The following is a 25770-nucleotide window of genomic DNA, read 5'->3' on the forward strand; positions in this document are numbered from 1 at the left end:
ATGGAATAACTTATATAAAATCAGAACTATTACTGAAAGAACCAACAATATTATTAAACACCCACTAGGTCTATCGACCTTAAAGATTAATAAGACGGATTCTTTAAAAGCTGAATTATTATTAGCAAGTATAACCCAATTAATTACTGTAATTATTAGCTATAAAATTAATAATAAAGATAATATACTCTCAATAAAATCATTAGTTGCTTAATCTATAGTTTGTTTTTTTAAAATTTAATATTTATAACTTAAGGTCAGTATTTAATTTTTTAAACTATTAGTTTTGCAATCAACTATAATTTACCATTTAATTGAGTATAACTTATAATTTGTAAATTATTTTTTTTAAATATTTTAAAATTATATCACACAATAGAAATAATTACAATAAAAATTTTAAAAAAATTATTAATTTATTATGCTATAATTAGTAAAAGGAGATGATAATATTGAAAAGTTACAGAAAAGAATTATGGATGCATACAGAAAGCAGAGTAGCATTTTTAAATATAACCAAAGAAGTAGAACAATGTTTAAAAGAAAGTAAAATAAAAGAAGGATTACTTTTATGCAATGCCATGCATATAACAGCTTCAGTTTTTATAAATGATGATGAATCAGGACTTCATGAAGATTTTAAAAATTGGCTTGAAAAGTTAGCTCCAGAGAAACCGTATTCAAGGTATAATCACAATACATATGAGGATAATGGGGATTCTCATTTAAAGAGAAGCATAATGGGAAGAGAAGTTGTAGTAGCAGTTACAAATGGAAGATTAGATTTTGGTCCTTGGGAACAAATTTTCTATGGGGAATTTGATGGTATGAGAGATAAAAGAGTATTAGTTAAAATAATAGGGGAGTAGATTTAGGAGGTATAATTATGAAAACATTAATAGTATATACATCTATACATCATGGAAATACTGAGAAAATAGGAAAAGCAATGGCAGAAGTTTTAAAGGCAGATATGATTAAAACTGAGGATATGAATGTAAACATTTTAAAAGATTATGATTTGATAGGGTTTGGTTCAGGTGTATACTATGGAAAGCCACATAAAACCATTGTTGATTTCATTGAAAATATGCCAAGGACATCTAATAAAAGGGCATTTGTGTTTTCAACAAGTGGTCAAGGAAAAACTAAATACAATAACTCAATTGAAGAAAAATTAAAAGAAAAGGGTTTTAATATTGTTGGCAGTTTTGCATGTAAAGGATTTGATACTTTTGGACCTTTTAAATTAATTGGAGGGCTTGGCAAAGGCAGACCAAATGCAGAAGATATTCAAAATGCCAAAGATTTTGCTAAAGGATTAGAAAAATAGAATTGTAGAGATTCTTGCTAAAAATGTGTAAAATGAGCATAAATATATGCAATTTTAATATTGAAGTAATATTAAATAATAATCCTCCATGTGAAACCACGTTAGAAAGTATTTCTAAACAAGAAATATGGAATATGAAAAATGAACCCTTTATATTAATTAAAGGAAATAATTTTAAAAATGGAGCAGTAAAAGTTATAGTTTCTTATAATGAAAAGCAATTAATAAATAAAAGTATATTAATAGTCAACAATTTGTTTCAACTAAAAATTCAACTAAAACAACCTTTAATTAATCCTAAGCAAATTAAAATTACCATAAATAACGAAGCGTTTATTATTCCAATTGAATTAAAAAAACTATATGGAACTGTTAAATATTTTAATGGTAATGCAGTGAAAAATCCAATTATTCACTGTACAAATAGTGGTATTATGGCTATTGGAGATGAAGAAGGAAATTTTGAATTAATATTATCAAGTAAAGAAACACAAATAGGTGTGTTTGATAAAAGTTATTCTAAAGAAACTTTGGAATCATGGATTTATAATGTAAATTTAAACAAAGATACAAAATTAGATATAAAAATAGGTAAAGCAGAAGTTTACGGAATAAATGTATGGCATCAATATACAAGTGATTACATGCATTTTATTCCTATGTCTTTAACAAAAGTAAATGAGGCAATAAAAAATGGAGCAAAAGATGAATTAGAGATAGCTTCATATATAGATAAATTGCCTAAATTAAATAAAAAAGATATTAAAGTATATTCAAATGAAAACATAGCGGATATACTTTCTTTTTCAGAAGTTGATGATTTTTTAGGATATAAAAATGGACAACCTATAAGTAGAGCTGGATATGTAGTATCTATTCCTAAAGAAACTAATGTTGAAAGAATAATTAAGATTGAAGTTAACAGTAATTTTAAAGTAGATAAAAAGTTAATTGAGGATAGAGGGGAAGGATATTATATAGTAAAAAAGTAAATTTTAATTATATAATATCCTCTTATAATACCTTAATATTTCCCATCCTTTATAGCCTTTATAATTTTATTAAATTTTGATTCACTTAAAATTTCATGTGTAATAAATTTACCGTTGTAAAATACACTATAAATACTAAAGACTGATGGAAGATTGGTTACTTGATCTTTACTATCAATTTTAATAATTTCTATTGAATTTTCCATATAATAAAACTCCTTTCTATATCTGGTGTAGAACCTACACAAAATTCTATATTGCAATGTTATTTATTTTTTCTGCAAATTTATTTAACAATTAAAATAATATATAAAAAATACGTTATCAAAGTTATTTAATAATTAAAAATAATATATAAAATCACTTTAATTATATTATATTTGTTTTATATGGATGTTTATATAGTACTTACAAAATTAAGGAAGAATTAAGGTTACCCCAATATACACTTAAGGATAAAGGTTTATTATGAAAATAAGATGTGTTTAGATAAACGAAAATTTATAACATAATATTTTAACATTTATTAGGAGGTAATCTTATGAAATATATTATTGAAACCAATGGATTAACAAAAAAATACGGGAATTTTACATCAGTAAAAGATTTAGATTTAAAAGTACAAAAGGGAAAGGTTTATGGATTTTTAGGACCTAATGGAGCGGGAAAATCTACTACTATAAGAATGCTTTTAGGTTTGGTGAAGCCTACTTGCGGAACTTTCACTATATTTAATAAGGGATTTAGTAAAAACAGAATGGAAATATTGAGAAAGGTAGGGGCTTTAGTAGAGTCACCAGCTTATTATGGACATTTAACTGCTTATGAAAATTTAGAGATATCTAGAAAAATACTAAATTTAGATAATAAAAGAATAGATGAAGTTTTGGAATTAGTAAGATTAGGAAAGTGGAAAAATAAAGCTGTTAAAAAGTTTTCTTTAGGTATGAAACAAAGATTAGGAATTGCCCAAGCTCTTTTGGGAAATCCAGAACTTTTAATATTGGATGAGCCTACTAATGGACTTGATCCTGCGGGAATACAGGAGATAAGGGAACTTATTATAAAGTTACCTAAAGAAACAGGCATGACTGTTATGGTTTCTAGCCATATATTAAAGGAAATTGAGATTATAGCAGAAGATGTAGGAATAATTAATAATGGAAAACTTCTTTTTCAAGGCAGTTTAGAAAAACTTGAAGGATTAGGACAAGAAGAATTTTGCATAAATGTTGAAAGTTTAGAAAATGCAGCTAATTTTTTAAATAGAGAGGGAATAGATGCGGAAGTTAGGGAAAGAAGAGTTTTTTTAAAAGCTGGATGTATTAATTCTAATGAAGTTATTAAGAAATTAATATTTAATGATTTTAATATAAAGGAATTTTATATTAAGAAAAAGAGCTTGGAAGAAATATTCTTAGATTTAACTAAAGAAGGAGGCAGCCTATAATGTTTTTGCAGTTATTAAAAGGAGAATTTCTAAAGCAGAAAAGAAGCTTTGTATGGGCTGTAGTTTTTGGAATGCCTTTAGGTTCATTTTTGTTGACTTTTTTAGATTTTATGATTAGAAAAGATTATTTAACTTCTTCATATTATTTAAAGAAAATAAGTAGAGGTATGGAGAAGTTCAATGTTTGGGACTGTTTGTTTTTTGAAAGTAATTTGACTTTAGCTTGGTTTTTAGCGGTGCCTTTAGTTGTAACTTTTATATGTAGTATTTTAACTTATACAGAATACAAAGAAGACACTTGGAAGGTTATATTATCAAGACCAGTAAGCAGAAAAGATGTTTATTTAGCTAAGGGAGCTTTTGCGGTAATTTTAACTTTTATAGTTATTTTATTTCAAGGAATTTTAGTGTTCTTTATAGGTAAGATATTTGGTTTTAAAGAAGCTTTTCAAATGAGTTTTTTAGTTAAATATATAGCATTTGAAATGTTTGGAGCATTGGCTATAGTAAGTGTTCAGTATTTTATAAGTATGCTATTTTCAAATACAATGGTATCTACTTCCATAGGATTTTGCTTTAGTATAGGGGCTATAATGTTTTTACAATCAGATTTACTTTCCAAAATAATACCGTATAGCTATATGTTAAATACATTGCCTTTTGCAGAGTGTAATAATTATATACCTGTGATAGGAGGAATAGTTTTTACAATAATAGCAGGGTGTTTAGGTGTATATCATTTTTCTAATAAAGATATAAATTAATGAGGTGATTGAAATGTTTGAAGTTTTTAAAATAGAATTAATGAAAGTTAAAAGGTCAAAATTGCTTTGCATAGTAACTTTAATGCCTTTATTTATTGTATTTCAAGGTATAGGAAATTTTCTTAGATATCATGACTTATTTACTAGCAAAGGACAAAATATATGGATGCAAGTTTATACTCAAAGTGTAATATTTTATGGAATGAATCTTTTGCCTTTAATTGTAACAATAGTTATGGCTTATTTAGCTAATATGGAAAATAAACAAGATAATTGGAAGACAATGCTTATATTACCTATTGAAAAAAGCCATATGTATATTTCAAAATTTTTTGTAGGAGCTATATTTATATTTTTAAATATAATTGTATTTATTTCGGCAGTGCTAATTGGAGGAAAAATGCTTGCTTCTATTAACATGGCATTTCCAAAAGAAATTATAATAAGACCTCTTTTAGCTTTTTTAGTTTTATTTCCTGTTATGGCAATTCAATATTATTTAAGTATAAGATTTAGTAATGCTGTGGCATTGGGTATAGGCATTGCTATGACACTACCAGCTATGTTAATAGCTAATACAAAATATTGGATATTATTTCCCTGGACATATGCAGGTATGTTTACTTTATCGGGAAAAGTAAATATGTTTTCTACTAGTAATAATTTATATTTAATTTGTGCAGCTATATTTATAATGGTTATGTTATTGGGGATTAGGGAATTTAATAAAAGAGATGTAGTTTAATAAATTTAAAGCTGGTTTAAATTTATTAAAATCTATACTTATGATTAAAATATACTTTTATGTAACAGTTTTAAAGGAAGAAAATTTTATTAATATAAAAATTATATAGAGAAATAAAGTTATTTTTCATTAACACTGTTTATTTCTATTATTAAATATTTAATAATATTTTTTAAAACTTATTTATGTTAAAGTATTTAGTAGGTAAAAGATTTAATTTATAAAATATGATTTATAAATAATAAAATTATATTATTAGTTGTTTTTGAAAGTAAAACATTTTTATGGAGGTTAGTTATGGGGTTTTCTATAGAGGAGAAGAAAATACTTTTAATAGATGATGAAGAAGCAATACTAGATTTATTAGAAACTGTATTAAAAAAAGAGGGTTTTAAAAATGTATTTAAAGCTTCCACAGGAAAACAAGGCATATATATGTTTAAAGAGGAAAAACCAGATTTAATAGTTTTGGATATAATGCTTCCAGATATAGATGGTTACGAAGTTTGCAAAAATATTAGAGCAATTTCTTATGTACCTATTATATTTTTATCTGCAAAAGTTGAAGATGTAGATAAAATTTTAGGTTTTGGATTAGGGGGAGATGATTATGTTACAAAACCCTTTAGTCCAAAGGAAGTTGCTTTTAGAATAAAGGCTCATTTTAGAAGAAATATTTATATAGAAAAAATGGCAGAAACAAAAGAAAAGATTATAAAATTTGGGGATATAACTATAGAAGAAAATAAAGCTTTGGTTAAAAAAGGAGATAAAGAAATTAATTTTACTGCCAAGGAATATTCATTGCTTTTATATCTAGCAAAGAATTTCAATCAGATTTTAAGCAAAAGAAAAATATTTGAAAGAGTATGGGGAGAAGATTATATGGGCATGGACAATACTATTATGGTTCATATAAGACATATAAGAGAAAAAATAGAAGACAAACCTAGTAGTCCTAAGTATTTAATTACTGTTAAGGGATTAGGATATAAATTAATTAAAGATTAGAAGTAAAATATAAAAGAATAGATGTATTAAAATTGAAACTTTTAATACAGAAAAATAAATATTTAGAGTATTATTATATTTTTTAGTTTATATAAAATAGAATGTGTTAATTATTATTTATTTTTAATGTTAAAGTATAATTTAGGAGTATAAATATGAGATGGAAAATAGTAAGGCATTATTTAACCACTTTAATTTTAATTGTGTTTATAATATTATTTGCAAATTTTATAGCTATTAGTGTATTTTTTAATTTTGATAGAGGAAATAAAAGGTATGAATTAGCTTATAGAAATAATCCTTTACACATAACTGAGGAATTTAAAAAATATATAATTTTTGAAAAAGATTTGCCTAAAGTTAATAATGAAGGTTTAAAAATTCTTAATGAAAATAAATGTTGGATGCAAATATTAGACACTAATGGCAATGAAGTACTGGGAATTAATACTCCTAAAGATGCCAAAAAGCATTATGCACCTATAGAATTAGTGCATAGTTATGTATATACAGATGCAATAAAAAATTCTACTTTGTATGGAAGTTTAATAGAAAATAAAGGATATAAATGGACTTATATAATAGGTTTTTCATCTAAAAGAATTGCAAAATATATAGCATATTTTACACCTTATAAAATTCGAGATTATTTTTTACCTACAATAATATGGTTTTTACTAATTACTATAATAGCAATAGTTTTTATAGGATATTTATTTAGCAAAAAACTTACCAATCCACTTTTAGATGTAATAAATGGAATACAATCTTTAGAAGAAGGAAATTACAATAAAAAATATCCTAAGAAGGGCTTGTACAAAGAAGTATATGAAAGCCTAAACAATCTTTCTAATAAATTAAATAAAAGTGAAATTGAAAGAAAAGAAATAGAAAAAATGAGAGAAGAATGGATAACTAATATTTCTCACGATTTAAAAACTCCACTATCCTCTATAAAGGGTTATAGTGAAATTTTAAATGACAATGATTATGAAATTTCAAAAAAAGAAAGAATGAAATATTCAAGTGTAATGCTAGAAAAATGCAACTATATGAATGGATTAATAGAAGATTTAAGATTAACTTACAGGCTAAAAAACAACCAATTACCACTTCAAAAGAAAGAACATAACTTAGTAGACATACTAAGAGAAACAATAATAAACATACTAAACAATCCTAAATATGAAAACAGAAATATAGAGTTTATTTCCAAAGAAGAAAGTATTTATTTAAACTGCGACGAAAAATTTCTAGAAAGAGCTTTCAATAATATAATTTACAATGCAGTAGTTCACAATGATGAAAATGTAAAAATTAAAGTATCTATAGAAAATATTAAAGAAGAAATAATAATTACAATTAAAGACAAGGGAAAAGGAATAGCCAAAGAAGATTTGAGCAAAATTTTTGAAAGATACTACAGAGGCACTAACACAGGAGAAAGCCACAAAGGATCAGGACTTGGCATGGCAATATCAAAAGCAATAATAGAAGCCCACAATGGTAAAATAAAAATAGAAAGTAAAATAGGTAGCGGAACAAAGGTGGCAATAAATTTTAAAAATTATTAGTATAATTTTTTTATTAAGCTTTATACTTTCCAAATTTACGTATATAATATATATGTTAATTGAACAAGCTATTTAATACATAAAAAGTAAAGGAGGAAGATAATATGAGATTTAAAATAATTGTAAGTAAATTATTAATTGCAGTATTTACATTGTGCACAGTGCTATCTATGCCCATAAATAAAGTTTCTGCAGATGCCTTTAAAGTTGTTACATTAGGTGCAGATTTAACTAATGAACAAAAGGAAGAAATGCTTAAGTACTTTGGCATTAAAAAAGAAGAAGCTAATGTATTGGAAGTAAATAGACAAGAAGAAGAAAAATATTTAGGTGATGTAGCTTCTAAAAAGCAATTAGGAACTAGGTCTATATCTTGCTCTTATGTGGAACCTACTGATAGTGGTGGACTAAATATATCCACTCATAATATATATTGGGTTACTGACAGTATGATAAAAAATGCCTTAATAACTGCTGGTGTAGAAAACGCCAATGTTAAAGCAGCAGCTCCTTTTAATGTATCTGGTACAGCAGCTCTTACAGGAATATTAAAAGGATTTGAAAACAGCAAAGGTGGAAAAAAGATTGATGAAAATAAAAAGAAAGTTGCCAATGAAGAAATGGTAGTTACTGGTGAACTAGGAGATAAAATAGGAAAAGATGAAGCAGCAAATACTATAAATGAAATTAAAAAAGATGTAGTTAAGAAAAAGCCAAAAACAGATAAGGAAATAGAAAAAATAGTAGTAAATATAACTAACAACTATGGAAATAAATTAAGTGATGAAGATGTTCAAAAAATAACTGATTTAATGAAAAAGATAAATGGATTAAATTTAGATTTTGGTAAAATAAAAAGCCAATTAAATGATGTTACAAATCAATTAAAAGGAAAATTAACTAGTGAAGAAGCCCAAGGTTTCTTTAGTAAAATGTGGAATTCTATTAAAAGTTTCTTTGCAAATATTTTCTCGGATGATAGTAAAGATACAACTGTAGAAGTAAAAACACAAACTAATGATGATAAAGATAACTCTAATACTGAAGATACAAATTCTAATGACAATGATACAAATTCTAGTAATAACCAGTACTTTTGCAAACTTAAACTAAAAATTAATTTTATTTAAATTGTTGAAAAAAATCATCAATATAAATTGCATATAAAAAATAATTAAAAATAATCTGTGTAAAAATAATACCACAGCCTCATAAAGAGAGTTTGGAAATAATTAGAATGAATTTTAGACAATCTTAGAATAAAAAATAAAAAAACTCCGTAATTCATCACAGGACGTGATGAGCCAATTTCCGCCCCAAGGACGGGGCATAAATTGGGTAGGAGTTTTTTTATTTTTTATTCTTAGAGTGTCTTAATGAAATGACTTATTTCCAAACTCTCTTTATGAGGCTGTGGTATTATTTTTACACAGATTATTTTTAATTATTTTTTATATGCAATTTATATTGATGATTTTTTTCAACAATTTAAATAAAATTAATTTTTAGTTTAAGTTTGCAAAAGTGATATAATGATATGTATAAATAAAATAAATTAGTGATGGTGAGTTTATGAGCAAATTATTGTTAGCAGAAAAGCCTTCTGTAGCTAAAAATATAGCAGAGGCATTAGGGTGTAAAACACGAAAAGATGGGCATTTAGAAGGAAATGGATATGTAGTAACTTGGGCATTTGGACATTTATTAACTTTATATGATGCTAAGGATTATGATGCTAAATTAGCTTTATGGAGTTTTGAAAATTTTCCTTATATACCTGAGAAATTTAAATATAAAATAAAAAATAGTAGCAAAAACAGAAAAGTAGTAGATGCTGGAGCTAAAAAGCAGCTTGAAATTATAAAAACACTTATAAATAGAGAAGATGTAGAGGAAATAATATCTGCTACAGATTTTGATAGAGAAGGAGAGCTTATAGCACTTCTTATATTTAATTTTTTAAAAGTAAAAAAGCCTATTTATAGAATACTTATAAATGAATGGACACCTAAAGAAATAAAAAAAGGTCTTAATAATATTAAAAAGAATTCTGAAATGAAAAATTTGCAAGATGCAGGTGTAAGTAGGCAACTGGCAGATTGGGTAATAGGAATTAATTTTACTTCTATTGCCACAATGAAATACACTAGAGGAAAAGGAAATTTACTTAATATAGGCAGAGTTTTAATGCCTACATTGAAAATGATATATGATAGAGAAATGCAAATAAAGAACTTTAAAGTAGAAGAATTTTTTGAATTAGATGCTACTTTTGAAAATGAAAAAGGTGAGTACAAAGGAAAATTCTTTTATGGTAAAAGGAATAAATTCCCTAATAAAAAAACCATGGAAAGGCTTAAAAACGAAATAAAAGGCAAAGATGGAGTTATAGTAGAAAAAATAGTGGAAATTAAAAAAGAAAATCCTCCAAGTTTATTTAATTTAAGTAATCTCCAAGGATATGTAACTAGTAAATTCAAGGGCTTTACAGCAGATAAAGTATTAAAAGTAGCACAAAATTTATATGAAAAAAAACATATAACTTATCCTAGAACAGAAAGTACAGCTTTAGAGGAAAGTATTAAAGATAAAGCTAAAAACGTACTGGAAATATTAAAAAAGGATTTGCCTTTTAAAGATGAAATAGTATTTAATAAATCTAAAAAAGTATTTAATAATGCCAAAGTAGAAAGCCACAGTGCTATTATGCCTACATATGTACTACCTAAAAAATTAACTGCTGATGAAAAAATAGTTTATGAAGCTATAAAAAATAGATTTATATCCCAATTTATGCCTTCAGCAAAATACGAAAATACAGAAATAGTAACTAGTGTACCTGGTGAAAATTACGAAAGATTATTTCAAACAAAAGGAAAAATACTTAAATTTAAAGGCTGGCTTAAACTATATAAAGCAGATAAAAAAGATGAGTTATTACCACCAGTAGAAAAGGATGATAAAGTAACTATGAAAAATTGTAAAATATCATCTAAAAAAACAAAACCACCAGCTCATCACACGGAAAAAACCCTATTAAAAGCCATGGAAACTTGCGGCAAAAACACAAACTCAAACAATGAATCAGAAGAAGACTCAAACATACTTTATGGATACTCCATAGGCACAGCAGCCACAAGAGCCGAAACTATAAACAAACTAAAATACGCAGGTTATATAAATCAAAAAGGAAAATCCTTACTTATAACAGACAAAGGAATAAAACTAATAGAAGTATTCCCAATAAAAGAATTATTAGATACAGATTATACAGGAAGACTAGAGAAAAAACTTTATGATATAGAAAAAGGAACTTTCAAAAAAGATGATTTTCTAAAGGAAATATATAACTTCACCACAAATGGAGTTAACAAAATAAAAAGAATAAGATCTCAAGTAATTTGCGACACTAGACCAAAAAAATAAATTAGTAAAATTACTATAATGCAATTTTAAAAAAATCTGTATTGACTTTATTGCTTTCTTTTGGATTATTATTTGTAGTAGGTACAGTATTAGTATGGAAATATGATTTAAGCTTATGGGTGGCAGTGGTATTTTCTGTTTCTATAGTATTAATTCAATTTTTACTTGGACCTTTAGTAATAGAGATGTTTTATAAAGTATCATTTGATGATTATAATATTTATATAAGTGAAAATGTGCTGGATTTTATAGAAAAATCTTGTGATGAATACAATATGCCTAAGCCACAAATAGGTATAATTAAAGATGGTAATCCAATAGAAAAAATTACAAAGAAAGTACTATAGAAGAGCTTTTATTAAGAGAAGATGCATCTCCTGTAAGGGGTATTCCTGCAATATTAAAAGGAAAAATTATAGGAAAAGGCATACCAGGGCTGTTTTACAGCGAAGATTTAATAATTGATGATGAAACCGGCATAATGTTAGTAGATTATAAACAACCATTAAAAATATTTGAAACATTATTTGGATTATTTAAAGTAGATAAATTTCAAGAAAAAGAAGTTCAAGTTATAGGTTGGTATAAAAGATCTATGAGACCTTACTTTGTATGTAAATATATAATAAAAGACGAAGAAAGATACCAATGCTATAATTATTTATTAACTAAAATAGTAGCTTATGCTCTTATAATTTTAGGTGTTTTATTAAAATTTATTTTAGGATAATTAAGTATTAAGATTAAAATAATTTCAGAAAAAAATTAAACAAAAAAATAAAAAAACTTCTACCCAATTTATGCCCTGTATTTAGGGTGGAAATTGGGTAGAAGTTTTTTATTTTTAACTTTTAAAAATCATTTTCCTTTAAATAGTTAAGAGTTTTTTATACAAAAATTTTTTAGGCTAAGCTTTTATAGCAGTGAAATTATATATTACAAACTTACATCTCCCACTACGTTACGCTAAGAAGTGAGAGTATTATAGCTATATGATAAATTTAATTATTTAGTTTGTGGTAAAATTCTTCTAAAGGTTTCCTCTATTTCTTTTCCGAATTCTGATAAAGGTCTACCTTCTCTAATTCCTTCACCTATTTTACCTAGTCTTTCAAATGTATCTACATCTGCTGATACTGCCACTGTTTCTATTTCTTTATCTGTATCTTTTACTACTTTTTCTACATCTGATTTTAATTTATCTGTAGCAGAACCTTCAATTTTTTTATCCATATTGACACCAACTAATGCTCTTTTTTCAGATATTACTACATTAGCTTTACTAATTCCTTTTACAGAAGTTACAGCTTTTGCTATGTTATCAGCTCTCTTAGTTAAATCATCATTGGCATTATTATTGGCATTATTTGAATCAGGAACATTTTTTCCTTCAGGACTAGTTGGAGTTTTAGGAGAAACTTCAGTTGGTGACTTTGTAGTATTATTTGCAGGGTTCTTTTTAGTACCCATAGATTGGCAACCACCAAAGCTTAATAAAAGTATAAATAGTGCAGAAATTAAAAAATTTATATTTTTAATTTGCTTCTTCAATTTAATCACCTCACAATTATTTTACCTATATAAAGAAATTTTATTCAAAAAAACTGATATTAATTTTAGATAAAAATTTAAAATAATGTATATAAAAATAATAATACAGCCTCATAAATAGAGCTTGTAAATAAGTCATTTCATTAAGAGACTCTAAGAATAAAAAACAAAAAAACTCCTACCCAATTTATGCACCGTCCTTGGTGCGGAAATTGGCTCATCACGTCCTGTGATGAATTACGGAGTTTTTTTATTTTTTCTTCTAAGATTCTCTAAAATTCATTCAAATTATTTACAAGCTCTATTTATGAGGCTGTATTATTATTTTTATATACATTATTTTAAATTTTTATCTAAAATTAATATCAGTTTTTTTGAATAAAATTTCTTTATATAGGTAAATTTAAAATAGTACAAAATAATAATATAATGTATTAATAAATACAATTTATATTGCGTATATGGTATAATTAGTGTATAATTTAATTATAATATAAGAGAGGAGATAGTAAGGTTTGAGTTATAGTGAAAGTAAAACAAGAAAGTATACAGATTTTACTATAGATGATGTAAAAGATTATATTCACAAATTTAGAAAAGCAATATTAGATAGTAAATATATAATTTCAAAAAATGAAAATAGGAAAGAAAACATAGATTTTATAGAAGATTATAAAATTGATACAAAAAAGGAAAAAGAAATATTATTAAGTATCCAATATAATGATTTTTGCTATGCTGTGGATAATGAGAAAAAAGAATTTGCTTATGAAAAATTGTACATATTCTGTAAGTGTCAAAAGTTGGATTTTTGGGGAACTTTAGAAGATGTTGATATATATATTAAAATTAATATGACTAAAACTAGGAGAGGTGATGACTATATCATTATTGTATCTTTCCATAAAAGAAATAAGCCAATAAAATATTTGTTTAAATAAATTGTAATTAAAAATAAAGGAGGAAGCCTAGATGTTAGGATTTTGTGAGAAATGTCATGACAGTGTTAAATACTCTGTTAGAGAAAAAAAAATGACAAAAAACATCAGAGGTAAAAAAATTGATTATATAGGAAAAATAGCACTTTGTACTGAATGTGAAAGTGAGATTTTTATAGATTATATTCGTGATTATAATCTTAAAATGTTAGATAAAGCTTTTAGAGAAAAGGAAGGTATTATTTCAATTTCAGAAATGGAGATTATATTAGAAAAATATGATATTGGTAAAAGACCATTATCCTTATTATTAGGATGGGGTGAAGGCACCCTTACTAGATATTTAGATGGAGACATTCCTACGAAGCAATATTCTAATATATTAAAAAAAATTCTTAATGATTCAAATTATATGAAGGAAATATTAGAAAAAAATAAAGATAACATAACAGATGTTGCATATAGACATTGTAGTAGTGCTTTGCTAAAATTTGAGGAAGAAAATGCTATTACTATTGAGTCTGAAGATAAAATTGATAATGTAGTTAAATATTTATTAGTAAATTGTTCAGATATAACGCCTTTAGCATTGCAGAAATTATTATACTATGCTCAAGGTTTTTTTAAGGCTTTTACAGGAGAATATTTCTTTCATAATAACTGTGAAGCTTGGGTACATGGTCCTGTGTATAGAAGCGTGTATTATAAATATGAAAATTATGGATTCAATCCTATTGAGGAAAAAGATTTTGAATATACTAGTATAGAGTTGTCAAAAATTGAAAAAGAGGTTTTAGATAGTATTATAAGAAACTTTGGGTGTTATAGTGGCAGGGTATTGGAAAGAATGACTCATGTAGAAACACCTTGGAGTCTTACTAGAATGGGAATGAGAAAGGATGAAAAATCTGATAAAATTATTGAAAAAGAGTTGATAGAAAAGTATTTTAATGATATTAAATTGAAACACAATATGCTTAATATATCAGATATTAGAGATTATAGTACCAATCTTTTTAATAAGCTTTATAATTAGAGGAGAGAGGACGGTTTTCTAGTTAGGAGGTATGAGGGAAGAGTTTTGGAGAATTTCTTTAGTACCTCAAAAAATCTATATTTAGTGATAAAATTCCAGTAAAAATTTTGTTTTTACTGGAATTGCATTTTTACACTTACTTAAAGAGCTGATAAATTTTTAGACTGGCTAAGTCAATGTTATCAAGCAAATTTTTAAGAATATAGAATATAAGTTGTAAAAAATTTTTCTGTAAATCACAAATAGGATTATTTTGAAAAACTATTTTTTTATAATTTCTTCTTGAAGTTTTTTCGATTTTGTCTAAAATTAATATCAGTTTTTTTGAATAAAATTTCTTTATATATATAAAATAATTATGATATTTATATATTAAATAGGAGGGGAATTTATGTATATTGCTAATTTGCCAGCACAGCACCAATGTACTCAGCCAGGTATTGAATCTTTAATGAATCCAAGACCTATATTTGATAATGAAAATTATGAAGGAAGTAATAAATTATACAATAAAGTTGCAATAATTACAGGAGGAGACAGTGGTATAGGAAGAGCAGTAGCACTAGCTTTTGCAAAAGAAGGAGCAGATATTGTAATACCTTATTATAATGAACACAGCGATGCAGAAGAAACAAAAGCTTTAATAGAAAAGCAAGGCAGACAGTGCATTTTAATGCCAGGAGATTTAAAAGATGAGAATTTTTGCAATGATATAGTAAACAAAACCGTAGAAAGTCTAAAAAAAATAGATATATTAGTAAATAATGCTGCAGTACAGTACCCTCAAAACAGCATTAAAGATATAACTTCACAGCAAATGGAATTAACATTTAAAACCAATTTCTTTTCTATGTTTTACTTAACAAGAGCAGCACTTAATCATATGAAAAAAGGAAGCTCTATTATAAATACCACTTCTATAACAGCTTATGAAGGTCATGAAACTTTAATAGATTATTCTGCTACTAAAGGAGCTGTAGTTTCATTTACTCGTTCATTATCCCTATCTTTAGCAAAAGAAGGTATAAGAGTAAATGCAGTAGCTCCAGGACCTATATGGACTCCACTAATTCCATCTAGTTTTGGTCAAGATGAAATACCTTCCTTTGGTGAAAACACCACAATGAAAAGACCTGGTCAACCAGTAGAATTAGCACCAACTTACGTTTTGTTAGCCTCAGAAGACTCTTCTTATATTTCAGGTCAAGTTATACACATAAATGGAGGAAGAATTACTGAAAGCTGATTTTAAAAAAATTGCATCTCAATTTTTTTACCCTGCAACATATATTGGTACAAAAGGGGGAATAAAAATTGAAGGCAGATGGAGTTTTTGAAGGCGGTGGAGTGAAGGCTATAGCTTTTATAGGAGCTATTTGTTGTATGGAAGAGAAAGGTTATAAATGGCAAAGAACTGCGGGAACTTCTGCAGGGTCTATAATTGCAGCACTTTTATCAGTGGGGTATTCTGGAAAAGAAATTAGAGAAATAATGTTTGGTAATGATTATAGAGATTTTTTAAGTAAAAAAATTATGAAACCTGTACCTTTTATAATGAAAGTCATTAATTTTTTATTTTGTAAAGGTGTATATGATGCTTTTGTTATTGAAAAGTATGTAGGAGAGCTTTTGGCAGCAAAAGGTAAAACAAAATTCAAGCATATATGTACAAATGGAATGGAAAAGCTAAAAATAATAGCTACAGATATAACAAAAAAGGACATGCTGATTTTGCCAGATGATTTGAAAAAATACAATATAGACCCTATGGAATTTGAAATTGCTAAAGCTGTTAGAATGAGTTGTACTTTACCTTTTTTCTTTAAACCCTATAAATTAAATCATAATTCTAAAACAAGTTTTGTATTAGACGGAGGAATACTCAGTAATTTTCCAGTTTGGATATTTGACGTAGAAGGTGTTCCAAGATGGCCTACATTTGGATTTAGATTAAAAGAAGAAGTGCCAGAAGATAAACTACAGTATAGAAAAGATATATTAGCATTTACTTCAGATATATTTGATACTATGATAAATAAAAATGAAATGAGATATATTAGAAATAAAGATTTAGTAAGAACTATATTTTTGCCTTGTAATGGAGTAAAAACTACAGAATTTAATATTAGCTATAATAAATGTAAGATGCTTTATTCAAATGGTTATAAAGCAACAGAAAATTTTATTAAAAATTGGGATTTTCATAGGTATGTAGCAAGTCATAGAGTAAAAAATAAAAGTAAGAAAATATAAAAAATCAAACAAAATTATAGTTCTTTTTTTGAAATTACACTACATTGGAATAAAATCAAATTTATAGTATAAATAAATGTGATATAATAAATTAAATTGGAGTATAAAAAGGAGAGAAAACTATAAATAAAAACATGGACAAATATATATATAAATGATTATATATTCATAAGGAAATGAAAGTTTATCTCCACAAGAAGAAATGATTCAGGATTTAATATCCATAACTCATGTATTTTCACGTAGGATATATGGATTAAGAAAAAGATTAAGGAGGATGATTAGATTGTTAAAAAGCTACAAAGTGGAGATAAAACCAACTCAAGAACAAATTATAAAAATTCATAAAACTATTGGAGTTAGTAGATTTATTTATAACTTTTATATAGATCATAATAAAAAAATTTATGAAAAAGAAAAGAAATTTATTAGTGGAATAGATTTTTCTAAATGGCTTAACAATGAATACATTCCTAATAATCAAGATAAGCTTTGGATTAAAGAAGTATCTTCTAAAGCTACAAAACAAGCTATTATGAATGGAGACAAAGCTTTTAAGAGATTTTTTAAAGGATTAAGTAGATTTCCTAAATTTAAGAAAAAGAAAAATCAAAATGTTAAAGCTTATTTTCCTAAGAATGGTAAAACAGATTGGACTATTAAAAGACACAAAGTAAAAATACCTACTCTTGGTTGGATGAGATTAAAAGAGTTTGGATATATACCAACAAATTCAAAAGTTAAAAGTGGCACAGTAAGTCAAAATATTAATAGATATTATGTATCTATATTAGTTGAAGAAAATAATAATACTATAAAACCAATAAATAAAGGTATAGGAATAGATATTGGAATTAAAGACTTTGCAATATGTTCAAATGGAATGACTTTTAAAAATATAAACAAAACATCAAAAATTAAAAAACTAGAAAAAAAATTAAAACGTGAAGAAAGAAAACTTTCAAGGAAATATGAGAGTTTGAAATTTAAAAATAAAAAAAAGAAAGGAGAAGCTACTGGTCAAAATATCCAAAAACAAATAGTAGAGGTGCAAAAAGTTTATCAAAGACTATCTAACATTAGAACTGATTATATAAATAAAACTATTAATAAAATAGTTAAGCAAAAACCAAGCTATATAACTATTGAAGATTTAAATGTTAGTAGAATGATGAAAAACAAGCATTTAGCTAAAGCAATAGCACAGCAGAGGTTTTATGAATTTATAACTAAACTTCAATATAAGTGTAAACTGAATAATATTGAATTAAGAGTTGTAGATAGATTTTATCCTTCAAGTAAAACTTGTAGCTGTTGTGGAGCATATAAAAAAGAGTTGAAACTATCAGATAGAGTTTACAGGTGCAATAATTGCAATACTGAAATAGATAAGCATTTAAATGCTAGTATTAATTTGGCTAATGCTAAAAAATATAAGATAGCTTAATTAAATAAGCACTTATATGTGTACCGAAGGCTATTTCGGGAATTAACGACTGTGGAAGTGCTATACAAACTGTAGTAGCTTAGGCAAGGCAAAGCACGTTGAAGCAGTAAAAATCTCGATATGGATATATTTGTCCATATTTTGAGTAGCAGAGGTTATATGATTGATGAAAAAGAATTTCCTGTAATTGAAACAAAAAGACTTGTATTAGATAGAATTACTACAGAAAATCAATATACTTTATTTAAATATTGGTCTGATGAAATAGTTACTAAATATATGAATATAGTTCCAATTAAAACTATTGATGAAGTAAAATCTATGATAAGCTTTTTTAATGAATTGTTTTACAAAAATGAAGCAGTGAGATGGGGTATTTTCAGAAAAGAAGATAATTTATTAATTGGTACTTGTGGTTTTAATTCTGGATTACAAGAGGATAGCTTTATAGGAAGAATAGGCTGTGATCTTTACCATGAATTTTGGGGAAAAGGATTTATGAAAGAAGCATTGCAAAATCTTATAGATTACGGATTTGAAAATTTTGGAGTAACTAGAATAGAAGCTTATGCAATGAAGGAAAATGTAAATTCTGAAAGGCTTTTAAATAAATTAGGATTTACTAGGGAAGGATTATTAAGAGAACATGGTATTTATAAAGGTGAATTGCATGATGAATATATATTTTCTGTTTTAAAGAAGGAATGGAAATAAAATAATATTAAGATTTGCTCTACAGTTTTTTAAATATTATATTAACTGTAGAGTAATACTTAATACATATAATTATAAAATAAGGAGGATAAAAGTGTATTTTAAAGAAAAAGGAAAACAAAATACAGAAAAAACAGTGGAAATAGCATTAAAAGTTGCTAAAGAAAGAAACATAAAACATATAGTAGTAGCTTCTTGTGAAGGATACACTGCTAAATTTTTTGAAAACTGTCATGATTTAAATATAATTTGTGTAACTCATGCTTACGGATTTGCAGGTCCTGGAAAAAATGAAATGAGTAGAGAAATGAAGCAAGAATTAATGAAAGGTGGAGTAAAAATACTTACTACCACTCATGTTTTAAGTGGAGCAGAAAGGGGAATAAGCAGAAAATTTGGAGGCATAAATCCTGTGGAGATAATTTCTTATGCCTTAAGAATGTTTGGACAGGGTACTAAAGTATGTGTTGAAATAGCAGTTATGGCTTTAGATTCTGGGTTAATACCTTATGGAGAAGAAGTAATTGCTATAGGTGGCAGTGCAGAAGGAGCAGACACAGCAGTTATAATAACTCCAAGTCATGCAAGAGATATATTTGATACAAAAATTCACCAAATACTATGCAAACCAGAAAGTTTTTAGTTAAGAGAGAAGAGAAAAGAGTTAAGAGTTTTGGAGAATTTTTCTCCATTGGCATTACGAAAAATTTTTGATTAAATTGATATATTTGCATAAAAAAATGAATTAAAAATAATCTGTATAAAAATAATAAGCAAAGCAGTATAAAGAAAGTTTGTAAATAATTTGAATAAATTTTAGAGACTTTTAGAATAAAAAATAAAAAAACTCCGTAATTCATCACAGGACGTGATGAGCCAATTTTCGCCCCAAGGACGGGGCATAAATTGGGTAGGAGTTTTTTTATTTTTTATTCTTAGAGTGTCTTAATGAAATGATTTATTTACAAACTTTCTTTATACTGCTTTGCTTATTATTTTTATACAGATTATTTTTAATTCATTTTTTTATGCAAATATACTACCTTTAAAAGAATAAATAAAATAGTTTGAATAAAATTAGGGAAACTGTTAAAACCTAAGTAAAAAGTATATTTATAGAATATAAAAGATTAAAATCAAATGGAAGTAATGTAAAGTATTATTGATTTATGCAAAATAAAGTGGTAATATATAATAAAATTTATTATCAAATGATATTAGTTATCGGAGGGAAGAAAATGAAAGTTAAATTTCAAAAAAAACCAGTAACATTGTGGGGAAATGAAGTAAAAGTAGGAGATACAGCACCAGACTTTATAGCTATAGATAACAATATGCAACCAGTATCTTTAAAAGATACAAAGGGAGTGAGAATAATACTTACAGTACCATCTTTAGACACACCAGTTTGTGATTTAGAAGCTAGAACTTTCAATGAAGTAGCCTCATCTATACCAAATGTTTCAGTGTACACTATTTCTATGGATTTACCTTTTGCTCAAATAAGATGGTGTGCAGCTCATGGTATAAAAAATGTAAAAACATTATCGGATTTTAAAGATAGATTAGTTGGTAAAAATTATGGAACGTACATAGAAGAATTAGGTCTTTTAACTAGGGCAGCTTTTGTAATAGATGAAAATAATAAAGTTACTTATGTAGAGTATTTAGAAGAAGTAACAGATCAACCAAATTACGATGCTATATTGGAAGCAGCTAAGAAAATATTAAATTAAAATTTTAATATTGTATTTTTTGTTATTGGCATTTGACATTAATTATAAATACATATATTATATAATTAGCAAATGCCAATAATAAGAGGTGAATTTTATGAGTGAAAATTTAGAATACTTTAAAAATATTATACAAAAAAATGGATACGAATTTACCTTGCAAAAGCGAATAATATTAAAAACTATTTTAGAAAGCAAAACCCATTTAAAAGTAAAAGAAATTTATGAAAAAATAAAACACAAAAATATAGGTATTGCAACAATATATAGAAATTTAAAGGTATTTAATGAATTAGGAATAGTAAAAAAATTAAATGTTAATGGAGTAAGTTACTATGAAATGAAAATATTTAGTAAAAAACCTTTGCATGTTCATTTTAAATGTAGTAAATGCAATAAAATAATGGATATAGATAGCTTAAAATTAAATTTAGCTTATTTAAAACTAAATGAATGTGTTGAAAAAGAAAATGATTTAGAAATATATGACTTAAATATTATGTTTGTAGGATTATGTAGCCAATGTAAAAAAAAGATTAAAGATTAAAAAAATTAATTATATAAATCACATATATTTAGATGAAGAAATAAAAAATCATTGAAATAATTTGCAAATATAAAATAATTAAAAATAAGTTGTATAAATTAATTCATATATGATATAATTAAGAAAAAAAGGGGGTAAAGTTTTATGAAAAATTTAATATTTGGCGGAGAAAAACTCGTAACTGGAGTTGGTTCAATAAAGTATATAGAAAAAATAGAAAATAAAAATGTTTTTATTGTAACTGGTGGAAAATCCATGTTTAAAAATGGAACTATAGACTACATAAAAGAAGTATTAGAAAAGAATAAATGTGAAATTTACGTTCATTCAGGAATAAAAAGCAATCCAGATACAAAAGAAGTTTTAAAAGGATTAGAATCTATGAAAAAATTCAATCCAGATATAGTTATAGCAGTAGGTGGTGGATCTTCTATAGATGCTGCTAAAGTAATGGCAATTTTATATGAAAATCCTGAAATTAACTTTGAAAACATATTAGATAAAAGACTTCCTAACAAAAGAAATAAAATAAGATTTATTGCAATTCCTTCAACTTCTGGTACAGGAAGTGAAGTTACTAGATCTGCTGTAGTGACTTTTAAAAAGGATAATATAAAAATTGGACTTAAATCCAAAGGTTTTATTCCAGATATAGCAATTTTAGATGCTAATTTAACTATGACTATGCCGGATAATGTAGTAGCAGAAACTGGAATGGATGCTGTTACTCATGCTGTGGAATGTTATATTAATAATAAATCAGAAGATTTTACACAATCTTTAGCAAAAGAAGCTATTTATGGACTGCTTAAGTATCTGCCTATTTCTTATAAAGAAAAAACTATAGAATCCAGAGAAAAGGTTCACAATTATCAATGTATGGCAGGATTAGCCTTTGCAAATATAGGATTAGGTATGGCACATGGAATAGCTCATGCTATAGGAGGAGCTTTTAATTTAGGTCATGGTCTTACTAATGCTATAGTACTGCCTTATGTACTTAGATACAACTATAGAGATGAAACTGTAAAGTTGAAATTAGAGGATTTATGCAGTAATTTAATAAATGGAGATTTTATATTAAGTGTGAGGGAATTAAATAAAGTTTTAAATATACCTAAGAGCTTTAAAGAAGCAGGAATATTAGAAGAGGATTTTAAATCTAATATGGATATTTTAATTAAAAATTCTCTTAAAGGTTCTACTAAAACAAACCCTGTGCCAATTTCAGAAGAGCAAATGGAAAAGCTTTTAAATTATGTATATTATGGTAAAAAAATAAGTGCTGTGGATGATATATAAAGTTGAGAGTTAAGAGAGAAGAGTTGAGAGTTGAGGAGGATTTCTTTCCTGCCTCAAGAAATCATAATTGTATTACTAATGTTGTAATTTAAATTGAGATATTTGCATAAAAAAATCAATTAAAAATAATTTGTATAAAAATAATATTACAGTAGTATAAAGAAAGTTTGTAAATAATTTGAATAAATTTTAGACACTCTTAGAATAAAAAATAAAAAAACTCCGTAATTCATCACAGGACGTGATGAGCCAATTTCCGCCCCAAGGACGGGGCATAAATTGGGTAGGAGTTTTTTTGTTTTTTATTCTTAGAGTGTCTTAATGAAATGATTTATTTACAAACTTTCTTTATACTACTGTAATATTATTTTTATACAAATTATTTTTAATTCATTTTTTTATGCAAATATCCTACTCTCAACTCTTCTCTCTTAACTCTCAACTAAAAAAATTGCATAGCAATTTTTTCAAAGCCTTCTTTATCTAAAGGCTTGCTAAATAAATAACCTTGAATTATATCACAATTGAATTCTTTTAAAATATTTAGCTGTGCTTCTGTTTCTACACCTTCTGCTACTACAGTTAAATTTAAACCATGAGCTAAATCAATTAAAGAAGATGTTATAAATTTATCTTTTTCAATTTTAGTAATATTATCAATAAAAGATTTATCTATTTTTATAGAATCAATAGGAAGTCTTCTCAAATAATTAAGAGAAGAATAGCCTGTACCAAAATCATCTAAAGAAATTCTTATGCCAAGATTTTTTAATTCTTGTAGTTTACTTACAGATAAATCAAAATTGCTCATTATAGTGCTTTCAGTAACTTCTAGTTCTAAGTATTTACTAGATAAGTTAGTAGATTTTAAAACATTTTTTACAATATCTACAAAATCATCTTGTTGAATTTGTTTAGCAGATATATTTACAGCTACCTTTAATGGACTTAAACCTTTGTCTTGCCAATATTTATTCTGTCTACAAGCTTCCTTTAGTACAAATTTACCTATAGGTACAATTAAGCCACTTTCTTCTGCAATAGGTATAAAATTTGAGGGAAGAATTAGCCCTTTTAAAGGGTGAATCCATCTTACTAAAGTTTCCATGCCATCTATTTTATTGTTTTTTAAATTTATTTTAGGTTGATAATATAATTGAAATTCTTTGTTTATTATAGCTTTAACTAATCTGCTTTTTATAAGTATTTTTTCCTTAGTTTCAAATTCCATAGAAGGATTGTAAAAATTATAGGAATTTTTATTTTTCTCTTTACAATACCTTAAAGCTATTTCTGCATTTTTAATTAATGCATTTGGATCAGTACTATCTTCAGGATAACAGCTTATACCTATACTTATAGATAAATAAATATCATTATTTTTAATTACAAAAGGATTTTTAAAAATATCTATTAAATTTTGTACATATTTTTCTATTTGTTCTTTAGTATTAAATTTATTACAATATATTATAAAGTTATCTCCATTTAAGCTAAAAATTTTATCTTCAGATGAAAAGTATTTTAGTCTATTTGCTATAAATTTTAAAGTTTCATCGCCTATTTTACGGTTGTATACTTCATTTATACTTTTAAAATTATCAATATCTAATGCTAAAATAGCTCCAATATTATCTTTGGGTGTATATTCTATGTATTCTGGTAAATTATTTAATAAATAAGTCATATTAGGAATACCTAATAATTTGTTATAGTAAGCTAAGTATTTAGCTTTTTCATTTGCTTTTCTTTCAGTAGTTACGTCTGTTATAGAACCTGCCATTCTATAGGGTTTTTTATTTTCATCCCATATAATTTTTCCTCTTAATAAAAATATTTTTTCTTTGCCTTCAGAATCTAAGTATTTAAATTCTTTATAGCATATGTGAATTTGTTTTTCTATTAAATTTTTCACATAATTTTTAAAAGAACTTTTATCAAGAAATTTATAAAATAGTTCATGGCAATAGGCTAAGTCAAAAGTATTTTCTGATTTATCTATGTCCAATAAGTATTTACATTTATTAGATATATATATTGTATTGTTTAATAAATCTATATCCCATATGCCATCATTGGCACCTTCTACTGCTAATTCATATCTTTCTTTATCTATTTTAAGTTGATTTTGAACAGTAGATAATTCTTCTATTTTTATTTTTAATTGTTTTTCAGAATCTTTAATTTCATTCATTAATTTTTTTGTATTATTAAAAGCTGTATTTAATGTTTTGCCTAATACACCAATTTCATCATTACTATCTACTTTTATAGTGCTATCTAGTTTTCCACAAGCTATTTCTTTAGCAAATTCCAAGTGATTATTAAGTCTTTTAGAAATAGAATTAATAAGTATTATAGAAAGTAGTATAAATATAAAACATTCTAAGAAAATAAGGAATGACATAAAATATATTGTCCTTTTATAAAAAGTTTCATTTGAAATATAGTCTTTTTTTGCATTATCTAGCTCTAAACTCACTGCAGAATGTATATCTCTATGAATTTCTCTAGTATATGAACTTAATTGTTTATATAGTTTCACAGATTCATCATAGTTATTTTCATGTAAATTATAAATAATAGTATTAAATAAAGCATCTATTTTTTTTGTATCATTTTTGATTTTATTATATTCATTTTTTATTTCATTATTTAAATTATTATTTTTAAAATCTTTTATTAAAGTTTCATTTTCTAAAACAATAGAATTTAGTCTTTCTGTTATTTCTGGATCTTTTTCTTTAAAAGAGTTATTAAATAAAATTTGAAAAGTTAAATCTTTTGCATTTATATAGTTATCGTGTATATTATTTAAATAATAGAGTAAATTTCATATTTTATAATCATTGATTTTACTAACTTTTTTATTATTCAAAAAGGAAATTCACCCCAAAATGTCGAATATTTAAGTACCACCAAAAATACACAACAAAGAGGAGTGAATACTT

25 protein-coding genes and 2 pseudogenes are annotated in these 25770 nt (G+C 25.6%); 24 read left to right on the top strand and 3 right to left on the bottom strand.

Annotation, left to right across the window (positions count from 1 at the left end; genetic code table 11):
• The 4 genes and pseudogenes from CLOACE_RS11870 to CLOACE_RS09570 all read left to right on the top strand — a co-directional run.
• Nucleotides 1-214, top strand: a pseudogene (locus tag CLOACE_RS11870) (transposase); the annotation flags it as partial.
• A 238-nt stretch (nucleotides 215-452) separates the two neighbouring features.
• Nucleotides 453-869, top strand: a complete 417-nt coding sequence (locus CLOACE_RS09560) for a secondary thiamine-phosphate synthase enzyme YjbQ (protein WP_070110885.1) — start codon at nucleotides 453-455, stop codon at nucleotides 867-869.
• Between the two features lie 17 nt (nucleotides 870-886).
• Entirely contained in the window at nucleotides 887-1333 is a 447-nt protein-coding gene (locus tag CLOACE_RS09565; protein ID WP_070110886.1) for a flavodoxin family protein, read from the top strand.
• A 23-nt stretch (nucleotides 1334-1356) separates the two neighbouring features.
• Entirely contained in the window at nucleotides 1357-2325 is a 969-nt protein-coding gene (locus CLOACE_RS09570) for a hypothetical protein (protein WP_070110887.1), read from the top strand.
• Nucleotides 2326-2357: 32 nt separating this feature from the next.
• Here the strand turns inward: CLOACE_RS09570 and CLOACE_RS09575 are convergent, their stop codons facing one another.
• Nucleotides 2358-2531, bottom strand: a complete 174-nt coding sequence (locus CLOACE_RS09575) for a YoaP domain-containing protein (RefSeq protein WP_084027613.1) — start codon at nucleotides 2529-2531, stop codon at nucleotides 2358-2360.
• Between the two features lie 335 nt (nucleotides 2532-2866).
• On the opposite strand from CLOACE_RS09575, the gene CLOACE_RS09580 reads away from it, so the two are divergent.
• The 9 genes from CLOACE_RS09580 (at nucleotide 2867) to CLOACE_RS09620 (ending at nucleotide 12025) form a co-directional block, all read left to right on the top strand.
• Entirely contained in the window at nucleotides 2867-3775 is a 909-nt protein-coding gene (locus CLOACE_RS09580; RefSeq protein WP_070110888.1) for an ABC transporter ATP-binding protein, read from the top strand.
• Complete coding sequence (locus tag CLOACE_RS09585) at nucleotides 3775-4539, top strand: ABC transporter permease (RefSeq protein ID WP_070110889.1); 765 nt, start codon at nucleotides 3775-3777, stop codon at nucleotides 4537-4539. The genes CLOACE_RS09580 and CLOACE_RS09585 overlap by 1 nt, the downstream gene beginning before the upstream one ends.
• Before the next feature lie 13 nt (nucleotides 4540-4552).
• Entirely contained in the window at nucleotides 4553-5284 is a 732-nt protein-coding gene (locus CLOACE_RS09590; protein WP_070110890.1) for an ABC transporter permease, read from the top strand.
• A 297-nt stretch (nucleotides 5285-5581) separates the two neighbouring features.
• Nucleotides 5582-6295: a response regulator transcription factor gene (locus CLOACE_RS09595; protein ID WP_070110891.1), complete on the top strand. Its 714-nt coding sequence runs from the start codon at nucleotides 5582-5584 to the stop codon at nucleotides 6293-6295.
• A 155-nt stretch (nucleotides 6296-6450) separates the two neighbouring features.
• Entirely contained in the window at nucleotides 6451-7869 is a 1419-nt protein-coding gene (locus CLOACE_RS09600; protein WP_070110892.1) for a sensor histidine kinase, read from the top strand.
• Nucleotides 7870-7973: 104 nt separating this feature from the next.
• Nucleotides 7974-8999 (top strand): DUF1002 domain-containing protein, encoded by a 1026-nt coding sequence (locus CLOACE_RS09605; RefSeq protein WP_070110893.1) that lies wholly within the window; start codon nucleotides 7974-7976, stop codon nucleotides 8997-8999.
• A gap of 442 nt (nucleotides 9000-9441) precedes the next feature.
• Nucleotides 9442-11295 carry a type IA DNA topoisomerase gene (locus tag CLOACE_RS09610; RefSeq protein ID WP_070110894.1) on the top strand — a complete coding sequence of 618 codons (1854 nt, stop codon included), beginning with the start codon at nucleotides 9442-9444 and terminating at the stop codon, nucleotides 11293-11295.
• Nucleotides 11296-11345: 50 nt separating this feature from the next.
• The gene (locus tag CLOACE_RS09615; RefSeq protein WP_070110895.1) at nucleotides 11346-11642 is read left to right on the top strand and encodes a M48 family metalloprotease; all 297 of its coding nucleotides are present in this window, start codon (nucleotides 11346-11348) and stop codon (nucleotides 11640-11642) included.
• A gap of 134 nt (nucleotides 11643-11776) precedes the next feature.
• On the top strand, nucleotides 11777-12025 hold the full coding sequence (locus tag CLOACE_RS09620) for a hypothetical protein (protein ID WP_070110896.1): 249 nt from the start codon (nucleotides 11777-11779) through the stop codon (nucleotides 12023-12025).
• Between the two features lie 275 nt (nucleotides 12026-12300).
• Here the strand turns inward: CLOACE_RS09620 and CLOACE_RS09625 are convergent, their stop codons facing one another.
• Nucleotides 12301-12846: a YhcN/YlaJ family sporulation lipoprotein gene (locus CLOACE_RS09625; RefSeq protein ID WP_242866458.1), complete on the bottom strand. Its 546-nt coding sequence runs from the start codon at nucleotides 12844-12846 to the stop codon at nucleotides 12301-12303.
• Between the two features lie 515 nt (nucleotides 12847-13361).
• Here CLOACE_RS09625 and CLOACE_RS09630 point away from each other — a divergent pair.
• The 11 genes and pseudogenes from CLOACE_RS09630 to CLOACE_RS09680 all read left to right on the top strand — a co-directional run bounded on the left by CLOACE_RS09630 (nucleotide 13362) and on the right by CLOACE_RS09680 (nucleotide 22819).
• Nucleotides 13362-13787 (top strand): hypothetical protein, encoded by a 426-nt coding sequence (locus CLOACE_RS09630; RefSeq protein ID WP_070110897.1) that lies wholly within the window; start codon nucleotides 13362-13364, stop codon nucleotides 13785-13787.
• A gap of 31 nt (nucleotides 13788-13818) precedes the next feature.
• On the top strand, nucleotides 13819-14820 hold the full coding sequence (locus tag CLOACE_RS09635) for a type II toxin-antitoxin system antitoxin SocA domain-containing protein (protein ID WP_070110898.1): 1002 nt from the start codon (nucleotides 13819-13821) through the stop codon (nucleotides 14818-14820).
• A 391-nt stretch (nucleotides 14821-15211) separates the two neighbouring features.
• Nucleotides 15212-16066 carry an SDR family oxidoreductase gene (locus CLOACE_RS09640; RefSeq protein WP_070110899.1) on the top strand — a complete coding sequence of 285 codons (855 nt, stop codon included), beginning with the start codon at nucleotides 15212-15214 and terminating at the stop codon, nucleotides 16064-16066.
• Nucleotides 16067-16134: 68 nt separating this feature from the next.
• On the top strand, nucleotides 16135-17073 hold the full coding sequence (locus CLOACE_RS09645; RefSeq protein ID WP_070110900.1) for a patatin-like phospholipase family protein: 939 nt from the start codon (nucleotides 16135-16137) through the stop codon (nucleotides 17071-17073).
• A 175-nt stretch (nucleotides 17074-17248) separates the two neighbouring features.
• A pseudogene (locus CLOACE_RS11875) lies at nucleotides 17249-17421 on the top strand (IS607 family transposase); the annotation flags it as partial.
• The gene (locus CLOACE_RS09655) at nucleotides 17360-18520 is read left to right on the top strand and encodes an RNA-guided endonuclease InsQ/TnpB family protein (RefSeq protein ID WP_070110901.1); all 1161 of its coding nucleotides are present in this window, start codon (nucleotides 17360-17362) and stop codon (nucleotides 18518-18520) included. The pseudogene CLOACE_RS11875 and the gene CLOACE_RS09655, both read left to right, overlap by 62 nt.
• 159 nt (nucleotides 18521-18679) lie before the next feature.
• Nucleotides 18680-19234: a GNAT family N-acetyltransferase gene (locus CLOACE_RS09660; RefSeq protein ID WP_070110902.1), complete on the top strand. Its 555-nt coding sequence runs from the start codon at nucleotides 18680-18682 to the stop codon at nucleotides 19232-19234.
• 94 nt (nucleotides 19235-19328) lie between these two features.
• Nucleotides 19329-19877, top strand: coding sequence for a pyruvate kinase alpha/beta domain-containing protein (locus tag CLOACE_RS09665; RefSeq protein ID WP_070110903.1), 549 nt, complete (start codon nucleotides 19329-19331; stop codon nucleotides 19875-19877).
• 595 nt (nucleotides 19878-20472) lie between these two features.
• Nucleotides 20473-20970: a thiol peroxidase gene (gene tpx, locus CLOACE_RS09670; RefSeq protein ID WP_070110904.1), complete on the top strand. Its 498-nt coding sequence runs from the start codon at nucleotides 20473-20475 to the stop codon at nucleotides 20968-20970.
• A gap of 97 nt (nucleotides 20971-21067) precedes the next feature.
• Nucleotides 21068-21517, top strand: a complete 450-nt coding sequence (locus CLOACE_RS09675) for a Fur family transcriptional regulator (RefSeq protein WP_070110905.1) — start codon at nucleotides 21068-21070, stop codon at nucleotides 21515-21517.
• 144 nt (nucleotides 21518-21661) lie between these two features.
• Nucleotides 21662-22819, top strand: a complete 1158-nt coding sequence (locus CLOACE_RS09680) for an iron-containing alcohol dehydrogenase (RefSeq protein WP_070110906.1) — start codon at nucleotides 21662-21664, stop codon at nucleotides 22817-22819.
• A 442-nt stretch (nucleotides 22820-23261) separates the two neighbouring features.
• Here the strand turns inward: CLOACE_RS09680 and CLOACE_RS09685 are convergent, their stop codons facing one another.
• Nucleotides 23262-25364, bottom strand: a complete 2103-nt coding sequence (locus CLOACE_RS09685; protein WP_070110907.1) for a sensor domain-containing protein — start codon at nucleotides 25362-25364, stop codon at nucleotides 23262-23264.
• Nucleotides 25365-25770 lie beyond the last annotated feature (406 nt).

The organism is Clostridium acetireducens DSM 10703, assembly GCF_001758365.1.
GTDB lineage: Bacteria > Bacillota > Clostridia > Clostridiales > Clostridiaceae > Clostridium_C > Clostridium_C acetireducens.

What these genes read in the sequence shown, in the direction of transcription:
- tpx (WP_070110904.1), top strand. Translation starts at nt 20,473, where the DNA reads ATGAAAGTTAAATTTCAAAAAAAACCAGTAACATTGTGGGGAAATGAA.
- CLOACE_RS09610 (WP_070110894.1), top strand. Translation starts at nt 9,442, where the DNA reads ATGAGCAAATTATTGTTAGCAGAAAAGCCTTCTGTAGCTAAAAATATA.
- CLOACE_RS09590 (WP_070110890.1), top strand. Translation starts at nt 4,553, where the DNA reads ATGTTTGAAGTTTTTAAAATAGAATTAATGAAAGTTAAAAGGTCAAAA.
- CLOACE_RS09600 (WP_070110892.1), top strand. Translation starts at nt 6,451, where the DNA reads ATGAGATGGAAAATAGTAAGGCATTATTTAACCACTTTAATTTTAATT.
- CLOACE_RS09675 (WP_070110905.1), top strand. Translation starts at nt 21,068, where the DNA reads ATGAGTGAAAATTTAGAATACTTTAAAAATATTATACAAAAAAATGGA.
- CLOACE_RS09585 (WP_070110889.1), top strand. Translation starts at nt 3,775, where the DNA reads ATGTTTTTGCAGTTATTAAAAGGAGAATTTCTAAAGCAGAAAAGAAGC.
- CLOACE_RS09660 (WP_070110902.1), top strand. Translation starts at nt 18,680, where the DNA reads ATGATTGATGAAAAAGAATTTCCTGTAATTGAAACAAAAAGACTTGTA.
- CLOACE_RS09640 (WP_070110899.1), top strand. Translation starts at nt 15,212, where the DNA reads ATGTATATTGCTAATTTGCCAGCACAGCACCAATGTACTCAGCCAGGT.
- CLOACE_RS09580 (WP_070110888.1), top strand. Translation starts at nt 2,867, where the DNA reads ATGAAATATATTATTGAAACCAATGGATTAACAAAAAAATACGGGAAT.
- CLOACE_RS09595 (WP_070110891.1), top strand. Translation starts at nt 5,582, where the DNA reads ATGGGGTTTTCTATAGAGGAGAAGAAAATACTTTTAATAGATGATGAA.
- CLOACE_RS09605 (WP_070110893.1), top strand. Translation starts at nt 7,974, where the DNA reads ATGAGATTTAAAATAATTGTAAGTAAATTATTAATTGCAGTATTTACA.
- CLOACE_RS09570 (WP_070110887.1), top strand. Translation starts at nt 1,357, where the DNA reads ATGTGTAAAATGAGCATAAATATATGCAATTTTAATATTGAAGTAATA.
- CLOACE_RS09680 (WP_070110906.1), top strand. Translation starts at nt 21,662, where the DNA reads ATGAAAAATTTAATATTTGGCGGAGAAAAACTCGTAACTGGAGTTGGT.
- CLOACE_RS09565 (WP_070110886.1), top strand. Translation starts at nt 887, where the DNA reads ATGAAAACATTAATAGTATATACATCTATACATCATGGAAATACTGAG.
- CLOACE_RS09620 (WP_070110896.1), top strand. Translation starts at nt 11,777, where the DNA reads ATGTTAGTAGATTATAAACAACCATTAAAAATATTTGAAACATTATTT.
- CLOACE_RS09575 (WP_084027613.1), bottom strand. Translation starts at nt 2,531, where the DNA reads ATGGAAAATTCAATAGAAATTATTAAAATTGATAGTAAAGATCAAGTA.
- CLOACE_RS09635 (WP_070110898.1), top strand. Translation starts at nt 13,819, where the DNA reads ATGTTAGGATTTTGTGAGAAATGTCATGACAGTGTTAAATACTCTGTT.